We start from the raw sequence: 9,678 nt of genomic DNA on the forward strand, positions 1-9,678 counted from the left end.
TCGGTGGAGCTGCATGACAAGGTCATCGGGCATTATCTGAACATAAAACACTATCAGTAAGTTGGAGTCATTACCTGCATAATGCGCCTGGGATTAATGGCGGGTGCTTTTAGGAATGAAAGAAAATGCAAGCAATAATATAATAATGGCCTAATTTCTTTGAACATCATTAAGCATATCATCATCGTCTATTTGCCAGAATCCGTCGACTTATAATCGCCAGAACGGCATATCAGGACGGTGCTGCGAACGCTGTGGCCCAAAACGTTCCAGTAAACTGTGTAGATGTTCGTAGATTTCCGAGCCATAATCGAAAAGGCGCGGATGTCTATTAAGGCATCCGGCTAATCTGTAAGCAATAACAACGGTTTATGCGGTGCGCGTTTTTCACCCTTGTGCCAGATTATTATATTGGCAATTGCCTGCTGTTCGAGCCCGCAAGTGAAGAGATATTACCTTGATCTCATTTGTTTTTTGTTGTCTACTCTGAGAACGAACAAGGACATCCCCCATGAATAAACTCCCCGCTCACCTTTCGCGCCAAAACTGCAAAATTGCTTCTACAAATCTGTCAGAAATAATCCCCCGACGGGCTGCCGTGCTGAAATGACTGCTTCGCAGTGCCGTCGTCCAGTTCTCCGGTGACCGGTACGCTGAACCGTAATATCCCGTGCTTAAATCGTCCGGGTCTTCATCAGGCGCGTTCGTCAGTCCTCTTTCACCTTGTTGCTGGAAGTCGACGAAAATAATATTGGCTAAAACATTATTTTGATAATTGCCATAAATAGCTTCATACGAATGCGGGAAATTTTCTTTCCAGTACCAGGTGGTATCGCCGCAAAACCACGGCGCGTCAGTAATATTATTAAGCTGAGAATGGTATTGTTTTAGATCCCTACGAAAGGCTTCAACCATATGATTAAAGTGTTGAGGGTGTGACGCGTAGTCACTGGTCATTAAGTCAAATTCGCCTTGCATCCAGCATACGCCGAGGAATTTGTTCTGCGGATTTTTTGCCAGTGCGGCTCGCGTTCTGCTGACTAAATCCTGGTACAGCGGAGTATCCGTTCCCCAACGACAAGCATCATGGCTGGCTCCGTGCCGTTCTGAATATGTCCCTTCGCTGCCCGCGGTAAAAGCCGATCCGCCACGGCAACACGGAACGATAAGAATCCCTGCATTATCAGGAATGAAGGGCAGTAATTTCCGTGCAATATGCAGTGCCTGGCCAACGGTGCCGTACTGTGTTTGATGATTCGTTGCCAGAGGATGGTGATAACCCTGCATATCCTGAACATCGTGTGGGCAGTGAGTCAGTGGAATAATGTCGTTAAAGTGACATGGCGGGCCTCCGGGATGCGTATGCGCAAATCTCGCTAATTGTTTAATTCTGGAATGAGGCGCATCTTCCCTGTCCGGTAATGGCAGTCCTTCGCCATACGCCATGGCATTAGACTGACCAGCAACGGTAAGAACATAGTAATAATCGGGTGATATTATTGCGTTCATATAATTTTCGCGTAATACAAATGACAAATTGATAGCAGGGCCCCTTTACCGGGGCCCTGAAGCGTTAGTTTTGTACTGTGACTTTATTATCCTTCACAGAAATTAAAACTGAATCCGTCACCGCTTTGCCGCCTGCAGTTTCACCGCCAATAATTAATAAACTATTATTCCAGGGCAATGATACTCCGTAGGCCCGACCTTGCGATAATTCACCCGATTTATCCCATTTCCCGTTATGCCAAAGATGAATATCAGTGCTATATGATTTTTTCAGGCCTTCATGCGCATAGTTCTTACCGTTCTGGTAATTTTCTCGTGAACCTTTGAATCCGGCCCCTCCAGCAAATATAAGAGAATCATTGCTTATCCCCGCAAAACCGCCAGCGACGCCATCTGGTGATGAGACGGGATCAAGCTTATTCCATTTTAAATTATTACCGGTGAAATCAAGTTCAAATACGGCATCCGTTCGCAATCCTGGTTTGGCTTCGCCATTAATAAGCCAGGTTTTATCACCTTTATTCACAACCGCCGCACCAGCCGTTCCGTACCAGGGCGATTCGCCAGCGTAACTCCATTGCTGTGTTGAGGGATCAAAAGACAACAGAAACTTATTGAAGAAATAATCTTCTGCTTTTTTGTCAAAATAGTGGGCGTTGATTTTATCTATAGCGGTTGAATCTTTTCCAGCCTCGTTGAGATCTTCAAAATAGCCATTGAAGATATTCTGGTTAACACCGCCAGTAACATAAGCCTTGCCGTTGTGTACAAAAGTCACATGACCCGCCATGCCCATCGGCGCGTGCGACATCAATTTAACCCAGCTATTGGTTTTGGGGTTGTATTTGTGTACGTCATTAAATACCTGAGTCAATCCCTCGCTGTTTTTGCCAATGCCGCCAAACACATACAGATTGCCATCAATAAATGCAGAGGTTGCTTGCTCTCTCGGTCCACCAGGGAATGCAGCTAACGCAGTCCATTTTTTATCTTTGGCCTGTGTATCTAGCTTGTACCATGCTGTACCTGCGCTACCTAAACCAATGTAGACAGTGTCGTTATCAATTGCTCCGGTACCACTTTTAAATGGCACAGGAGTTTCCGGTAATACAGACGCGTTTGCGGCAAATGAAGCCATCATGATAGCAAGCGCCATTATAGTTTTATTCATTGTGACTGTCTCCTGTCTACTACAGTTTAAATGACACACCAATGCGATAACTGTTTTCCGATAAATTATCTCTGCCGTTGTAAACACCCTGGCGGTCAAGGTAGTCATATTCTATGTATGGCGTAATATCGGGCGTCATATGGTATTGTAGAACAAAGGCATTTTCCGTCGCCCATTTCTTGTGGTTTGCATAGCGATAATCATTCTGTTTGCTGTATAGCGTCGTTTGCCATGCGAAGGTGAAATCACTATTAATATGGTAAGTGACATATCCATCCCAACGATGAACGTTATCACGAGACATATCACCGGATAAGTCTTGTTGTCGGTAAGCTTTCCAGTCGTAACGATAGCGAATGCCAAAATTAAGATCTTTTGTCGCGTCCCAGGACAGTTTTACGTAGGGTCCGTAGCGTGTGCCGTTGCTGCTAAAATGCGTTAACATTCCCGGGCGCACCGTCCATTGATCATCAAGTTTAATTGCGTAATTAACTTCAACCTGAACATCATTGAGTGCGGCATTTTCCTTTTTATTATCATGAATGGTATTCCAGGTATTACTTTCCATGCTTGCCCACCATCCATTTTGCCATCCCTCACTGACTTTGAGTCGAGTCTCATAGGCGTGGCTTCCACTACGATATCCACCACGTACGTCCAGTGTCGCAGCCTGAGAAATTAATGGGGACGAAAAGCACAGTAATAATACGCCAGAAAGTATTTTAGCCTTTTTCATAAATTTCACTCATTTGTAGGATACAGAAAGCAATACAAAGCCCGCATAAACAATTAGCATTTATGTTGTGTAATATTTTTTTGCCAGGCTTATAGTGTCTTTGGCAACGGGTAACTGTATTTTATATTTTTTGTATAAGGTCTCCTGTGAAAATTCTCTTTTAACATTATTTAAATAAACAGAGATCCAGATTAAATACCTGAGTATAAAATCTCTTCTGATTTTTAATTGATTTGAATATTCGTAAGTTATATCACTTACTCAACCCATTTTACCCAGAGTCATAAAATAGAGTGTCTGTTGATCTCATTTTCATATTCCTTTCAGACTGAAGTGCATTTTCATCACCCGATGTGAAAGAACTGAAGTGATGTTTGCCATAGATTACGAGATGCCCAGTCTCATTGACTATCGTGGTGCATCTTTATACCTGTTATACCAGATCAAAAATCACGCAATCCATACAACAAAACCAGATTTGCAATTCGCGTCACAAAATATGTCGATCTTTTTCTAAGAAGAAGATGCCATGTGAAGCCAGACGAACACTTGCGGTGGTCTTCAAAAACTAAAGATTTTCTTTTAACTATACGTTTTATAAATAATTTATTTAGAATCTAAACAAAGAAAGCTTTGCAAGCTAACTCAGTGAGAGTGGTGAAAATAAGGGTTTACTCGCCATCAGGCTGAGCATAATTCTCATCATGAAATATGTTTCTTGGTTTGTGGCTTGTAACTGGTCACTCCTGATGTCGATCTGGAGAGGCTTGTTGATGTTGGTGTTTTCAGGATGATGTTTCACTTAGTTTGTTTGCCGTATCGCCCGGCGAATAGCTGTGATTGAGGAAGGCTTAAGTCGTAGTGACCAAAGCTATATTTACCAACGGATGTAGATGAAAAAGCGTCGCCTGCGTTCCCCCATATCTCCAGGATAAAAAGGAATGTAACAATCTCATGGCCTAAGCTGACGAACCAGGCAGGAATAATCGCTAGGGATCTAAGAATTAGCATGATAATAGCCACTAAGAAATTACTGCGTTCCATGAAATAGCCATTTTGTGGCAAATGCAGTTAACTAATAATGTCATATTTGAGACGGCTAGTTTAACAAATATTAAATTTTGCTGAATTTTTTATGTTGATTTTACTTGTTACAGAACATATCACATGATATATAGATAAGATTAGTTGCATTAATGATGAGGGTTATTATTAGATTCGTATCAGATTGATAAATATATAAAGGTACATAGCATGCAAGAGCATGGCGTTTGTATGGCAAAGTTATTATAAGTAACTATCGCTACTCCATTTAAGTTCGCTCAGAAGAACTGGTCCACTTACGTAAGTTATTAAGCAAACGTTCGCTTTTATAAACATAATCAGGATAAAAATGTTGGATTATTGCTAACCCAGCACAGCTAGTGCGCGTCTGTAATTATAAGGGAAAACGATGAGGAATAAGGCTGATAACAAAAAAAGGAACTTCCTTACCCATAGTGAAATCGAGTCACTCCTTAAAGCAGCAAATACCGGGCCTCATGCAACACGTAATTATTGTCTGATTTTGCTTTGTTTTATTCATGGTTTCCGGGCGAGTGAAATTTGTCGATTGAGGATTTCGGATATTGATCTTAAAGCAAAGTGTATATATATCCATCGATTAAAAAAAGGCTTTTCAACAACGCACCCGCTATTGAACAAAGAAGTTCAGGCTTTAAAAAACTGGTTGAGTATCCGTACTTCTTATCCGCATGCTGAGAGCGAGTGGGTATTTTTATCACGTAAGGGGAATCCGCTTTCTCGGCAACAGTTTTACCATATTATCTCGACTTCTGGTGGTAATGCCGGGTTGTCACTGGAGATTCATCCGCACATGTTACGCTATTCGTGTGGTTTTGCTTTGGCGAATATGGGAATAGATACGCGACTTATCTAGGATTATCTTGGGCATCGCAATATTCGTCATACTGTCTGGTATACCGCCAGCAATGCAGGGCGTTTTTACGGCATCTGGGATAGAGCCAGAGGACGACAGCGTCATGCTGTTTTATAGAGATAGTTGAGATACCAGGGATGGTGTTAAAAACTACATTATTCTTACGATATATCAAAAATGATTAACCATTTATTAATTGATGTTATTGTAAGTGTGATTCTTAATTATCATAATAAACATTAAGTTAACCATACCCATACAAAATCTAATGATTTATGTTCTTCAAAATAAATAAACAAAATCATTCATAAGTTTACACATCACTTAAATTCTCCTGTTTCCACACTTTTTTCTTTATTTTTTAAGTAACTGGAAGTTAATCCTCTGTAATCTATTGTTATATTGAATCAAATCAATGAAAATAGATGTTGTCACATCAGTGATATTTTATTTTTGTATGATGTTTAATGTAATTGACTGATAGCCACATAACTTCGTGTGTGGTTATCTTTTTATCTATTGGGCTAATTTTGACCGATTGAGGTTTCCTATAGGTATTCATTCAAATATATCTCAGTTAGGAGTACTACTATTGTGAGTAAACGTCGTTATCTTACCGGTAAAGAAGTTCAGGCCATGATGCAGGCGGTTTGTTACGGGGCAACGGGAGCCAGAGATTATTGTCTTATTCTGTTGGCATATCGGCATGGGATGCGTATTAGTGAACTGCTTGATCTGCATTATCAGGACCTTGACCTTAATGAAGGTCGAATAAATATTCGCCGACTGAAGAACGGATTTTCTACCGTTCACCCGTTACGTTTTGATGAGCGTGAAGCCGTGGAACGCTGGACCCAGGAACGTGCTAACTGGAAAGGCGCTGACCGGACCGACGCTATATTTATTTCTCGCCGCGGGAGTCGGCTTTCTCGCCAGCAGGCCTATCGCATTATTCGCGATGCCGGTATTGAAGCTGGAACCGTAACGCAGACTCATCCTCATATGTTAAGGCATGCTTGCGGTTATGAACTGGCGGAGCGTGGTGCAGATACCCGTTTAATTCAGGATTATCTCGGGCATCGAAATATTCGCCATACTGTGCGTTATACCGCCAGTAATGCTGCTCGTTTTGCCGGATTATGGGAAAGAAATAATCTCATAAACGAAAAATTAAAAAGAGAAGAGGTTTGATTTAACTTATTGATAATAAAGTTAAAAAACAAATAAACACAAGACAATTGGGGCCAAACTGTCCATATCATAAATAAGTTACGTATTTTTTCTCAAGCATAAAAATATTAAAAAACGACAAAAAGCATCTAACTATTTGATATGTAAATTATTTCTCTTGTAAATTAATTTCACATCACCTCCGCTATATGTAAAGCTAACGTTTCTGTGGCTCGACGCATCTTCCTCATTCTTCTCTCCAAAAACCACCTCATGCAATATAAAAATCTATAAATAAAGATAATAATAGAATATTAAGCCAACAAATAAACTGAAAAAGTTTGTGCGCGATGCTTTCCTCTATGAGTCAAAATGGCCCCAAATGTTTCATCTTTTGGGGGAAAACTGTGCAGTGTTGGCAGTCAAACTCGTTGACAAAACAAAGTGTACAGAACGACTGCCCATGTCGATTTAGAAATAGTTTTTTTAAAGGAAAGCAGCATGAAAATTAAAACTCTGGCAATCGTTGTTCTGTCGGCTCTGTCCCTCAGTTCCGCAGCGGCTCTGGCCGATACTACGACGGTAAATGGTGGGACCATTCACTTTAAAGGGGAAGTTGTTAACGCCGCTTGCGCAGTTGATGCAGGCTCTGTTGATCAAACCGTTCAGTTGGGACAGGTTCGTACCGCTAGCCTGAAGCAGGCTGGAGCAACCAGCTCTGCCGTTGGTTTTAACATTCAGCTGAATGATTGCGATACCACTGTTGCCACAAAAGCCGCTGTTGCCTTCTTAGGTACGGCAATTGATGCTACGCGTACTGATGTACTGGCTCTGCAGAGTTCTGCTGCAGGTAGTGCAACAAACGTTGGCGTGCAGATCCTAGACAGAACAGGCAATGCTCTGACGCTGGACGGTGCGACATTTAGTGCACAAACAACCCTGAATAACGGTACCAACACCATTCCGTTCCAGGCGCGTTATTATGCAATCGGCGAGGCAACCCCGGGTGCAGCTAATGCGGATGCAACCTTCAAGGTTCAGTATCAATAACCTACCCAGGTTCAAGGACGTCATTACGGGCAGGGATGCCCACCCTTGTGCGATAAAAATAACGATGAAAAGGAAGAGATTATTTCTGTTAGCGTCGTTGCTGCCAATGTTTGCTCTGGCCGGAAATAAATGGAATACCACGCTGCCCGGCGGAAATATGCAATTTCAGGGCGTCATTATTGCGGAAACTTGCCGGATTGAAGCCGGTGATAAACAAATGACGGTCAATATGGGGCAAATCAGCAGTAACCGGTTTCATGCGGCAGGGGAAGATAGCGCACCGGTGCCTTTTGTTATTCATTTACGGGAATGTAGCACGGTGGTGAGTGAACGTGTGGGTGTGGCGTTTCACGGTGTCGCGGATGGTAAAAATCCGGATGTGCTCTCCGTGGGAGAGGGGCCAGGGATAGCCTCCAATATTGGTGTAGCGTTGTTTGATGATGAAGGAAACCTCGTACCGATTAATCGTCCTCCAGCAAACTGGAAACGGCTTTACTCAGGCTCTACTTCGCTACATTTCATCGCCAAATATCGTGCTACCGGGCGTCGGGTTACTGGCGGCATCGCCAATGCCCAGGCCTGGTTCTCTTTAACCTATCAGTAATTGTTCAGTAGATAATGTGATAACAGGAACAGGACAGTGAGTAATAAAAACGTCAATGTAAGGAAATCGCAGGAAATAACATTCTGCTTGCTGGCAGGTATCCTGATGTTCATGGCAATGATGGTTGCCGGACGCGCTGAAGCAGGAGTGGCCTTAGGTGCGACTCGCGTAATTTATCCGGCAGGGCAAAAACAAGTGCAACTTGCCGTGACAAATAATGATGAAAATAGTACCTATTTAATTCAATCATGGGTGGAAAATGCCGATGGTGTAAAGGATGGTCGTTTTATCGTGACGCCTCCTCTGTTTGCGATGAAGGGAAAAAAAGAGAATACCTTACGTATTCTTGATGCAACAAATAACCAATTGCCACAGGACCGGGAAAGTTTATTCTGGATGAACGTTAAAGCGATTCCGTCAATGGATAAATCAAAATTGACTGAGAATATGCTACAGCTCGCAATTATCAGCCGCATTAAACTGTACTATCGCCCGGCTAAATTAGCGTTGCCACCCGATCAGGCCGCAGAAAAATTAAGATTTCGTCGTAGCGCGAATTCTCTGACGCTGATTAACCCGACACCCTATTACCTGACGGTAACAGAGTTGAATGCCGGAACCCGGGTTCTTGAAAATGCATTGGTGCCTCCAATGGGCGAAAGCACGGTTAAATTGCCTTCTGATGCAGGAAGCAATATTACTTACCGAACAATAAATGATTATGGCGCACTTACCCCCAAAATGACGGGCGTAATGGAATAACGCAGGGGGAATTTTTCGCCTGAATAAAAAGAATTGACTGCCGGGTGATTTTAAACCGGAGGAATAATGTCATATCTGAATTTAAGACTTTACCAGCGAAACACACAATGCTTGCATATTCGTAAGCATCGTTTGGCTGGTTTTTTTGTCCGACTCGTTGTCGCCTGTGCTTTTGCCGCACAGGCACCTTTGTCATCTGCCGACCTCTATTTTAATCTGCGCTTTTTAGCGGATGATCCCCAGGCTGTGGCCGATTTATCGCGTTTTGAAAATGGGCAAGAATTACCGCCAGGGACGTATCGCGTCGATATCTATTTGAATAATGGTTATATGGCAACGCGTGATGTCACATTTAATACGGGCGACAGTGAACAAGGGATTGTTCCCTGCCTGACACGCGCGCAACTCGCCAGTATGGGGCTGAATACGGCTTCTGTCGCCGGTATGAATCTGCTGGCGGATGATGCCTGTGTGCCATTAACCACAATGGTCCAGGACGCTACTGCGCATCTGGATGTTGGTCAGCAGCGACTGAACCTGACGATCCCTCAGGCATTTATGAGTAATCGCGCGCGTGGTTATATTCCTCCTGAGTTATGGGATCCCGGTATTAATGCCGGATTGCTCAATTATAATTTCAGCGGAAATAGTGTACAGAATCGGGTAATGCTGCCAACTTACTGATTTAGTGTATGATGGTGATTTTAAGGTGCTTGCGTGGCTTCCATTTCCATCAG

The 9,678-nt window shown here is 42.8% G+C and carries 8 protein-coding genes and 4 pseudogenes; 8 read left to right on the top strand and 4 right to left on the bottom strand.

Annotated elements, in window-relative coordinates:
• The coding region (locus tag ABZJ92_RS18735; protein WP_071528444.1) for an IS1 family transposase at window positions 1–60 on the top strand (60 nt) is incomplete at its 5' end.
• A gap of 153 nt (window positions 61–213) precedes the next feature.
• Here the strand turns inward: ABZJ92_RS18735 and ABZJ92_RS18740 are convergent.
• Window positions 214–419, bottom strand: a pseudogene (locus ABZJ92_RS18740) (phosphorothioated DNA-binding restriction endonuclease); the annotation flags it as partial.
• 92 nt (window positions 420–511) lie between these two features.
• Here ABZJ92_RS18740 and ABZJ92_RS22535 point away from each other — a divergent pair.
• The gene (locus tag ABZJ92_RS22535; RefSeq protein ID WP_211180523.1) at window positions 512–610 is read left to right on the top strand and encodes a protein YthB; all 99 of its coding nucleotides are present in this window, start codon (window positions 512–514) and stop codon (window positions 608–610) included.
• A 284-nt stretch (window positions 611–894) separates the two neighbouring features.
• Here ABZJ92_RS22535 and ABZJ92_RS22540 read toward each other — a convergent pair.
• The 3 genes and pseudogenes from ABZJ92_RS22540 to nanC all read right to left on the bottom strand — a co-directional run.
• A pseudogene (locus tag ABZJ92_RS22540) lies at window positions 895–1,509 on the bottom strand (sialate O-acetylesterase); the annotation flags it as partial.
• Between the two features lie 64 nt (window positions 1,510–1,573).
• A complete protein-coding gene (gene nanM, locus ABZJ92_RS18750; RefSeq protein WP_005048917.1) occupies window positions 1,574–2,680 on the bottom strand; it encodes an N-acetylneuraminate epimerase in 1,107 nt (368 codons plus the stop codon).
• 19 nt (window positions 2,681–2,699) lie between these two features.
• Entirely contained in the window at window positions 2,700–3,416 is a 717-nt protein-coding gene (gene nanC / locus ABZJ92_RS18755; RefSeq protein WP_001295734.1) for an N-acetylneuraminic acid outer membrane channel NanC, read from the bottom strand.
• Between the two features lie 1,453 nt (window positions 3,417–4,869).
• Between nanC and fimB the strand changes: the two are divergent.
• The 6 genes and pseudogenes from fimB to ABZJ92_RS18785 form a co-directional block, all read left to right on the top strand.
• Window positions 4,870–5,472 (top strand): annotated as a pseudogene (gene fimB, locus ABZJ92_RS18760) (type 1 fimbria switch DNA invertase FimB).
• A gap of 477 nt (window positions 5,473–5,949) precedes the next feature.
• A complete protein-coding gene (gene fimE, locus ABZJ92_RS18765) occupies window positions 5,950–6,546 on the top strand; it encodes a type 1 fimbria switch DNA invertase FimE (protein WP_000044711.1) in 597 nt (198 codons plus the stop codon).
• 480 nt (window positions 6,547–7,026) lie between these two features.
• Window positions 7,027–7,575 (top strand): type 1 fimbrial major subunit FimA, encoded by a 549-nt coding sequence (gene fimA / locus ABZJ92_RS18770; RefSeq protein ID WP_000695529.1) that lies wholly within the window; start codon window positions 7,027–7,029, stop codon window positions 7,573–7,575.
• Between the two features lie 64 nt (window positions 7,576–7,639).
• The gene (gene fimI / locus ABZJ92_RS18775; protein ID WP_000824103.1) at window positions 7,640–8,179 is read left to right on the top strand and encodes a type 1 fimbrial minor subunit FimI; all 540 of its coding nucleotides are present in this window, start codon (window positions 7,640–7,642) and stop codon (window positions 8,177–8,179) included.
• Between the two features lie 36 nt (window positions 8,180–8,215).
• The gene (gene fimC / locus ABZJ92_RS18780; protein WP_000066552.1) at window positions 8,216–8,941 is read left to right on the top strand and encodes a type 1 fimbria chaperone FimC; all 726 of its coding nucleotides are present in this window, start codon (window positions 8,216–8,218) and stop codon (window positions 8,939–8,941) included.
• A 66-nt stretch (window positions 8,942–9,007) separates the two neighbouring features.
• Window positions 9,008–9,607, top strand: a pseudogene (locus ABZJ92_RS18785) (FimD/PapC N-terminal domain-containing protein); the annotation flags it as partial.
• Window positions 9,608–9,678 lie beyond the last annotated feature (71 nt).

The sequence above is a fragment of the Shigella sp. FJ200513 genome, assembly GCF_040495915.1.
GTDB lineage: Bacteria > Pseudomonadota > Gammaproteobacteria > Enterobacterales > Enterobacteriaceae > ECMA0423.

Bases quoted from the DNA above. Each gene is read 5' to 3' on its own strand.
- ABZJ92_RS22535 (WP_211180523.1), top strand. From the start codon at position 512: ATGAATAAACTCCCCGCTCACCTTTCGCGCCAAAACTGCAAAATTGCT.
- fimA (WP_000695529.1), top strand. From the start codon at position 7,027: ATGAAAATTAAAACTCTGGCAATCGTTGTTCTGTCGGCTCTGTCCCTC.
- nanM (WP_005048917.1), bottom strand. From the start codon at position 2,680: ATGAATAAAACTATAATGGCGCTTGCTATCATGATGGCTTCATTTGCC.
- nanC (WP_001295734.1), bottom strand. From the start codon at position 3,416: ATGAAAAAGGCTAAAATACTTTCTGGCGTATTATTACTGTGCTTTTCG.
- fimI (WP_000824103.1), top strand. From the start codon at position 7,640: ATGAAAAGGAAGAGATTATTTCTGTTAGCGTCGTTGCTGCCAATGTTT.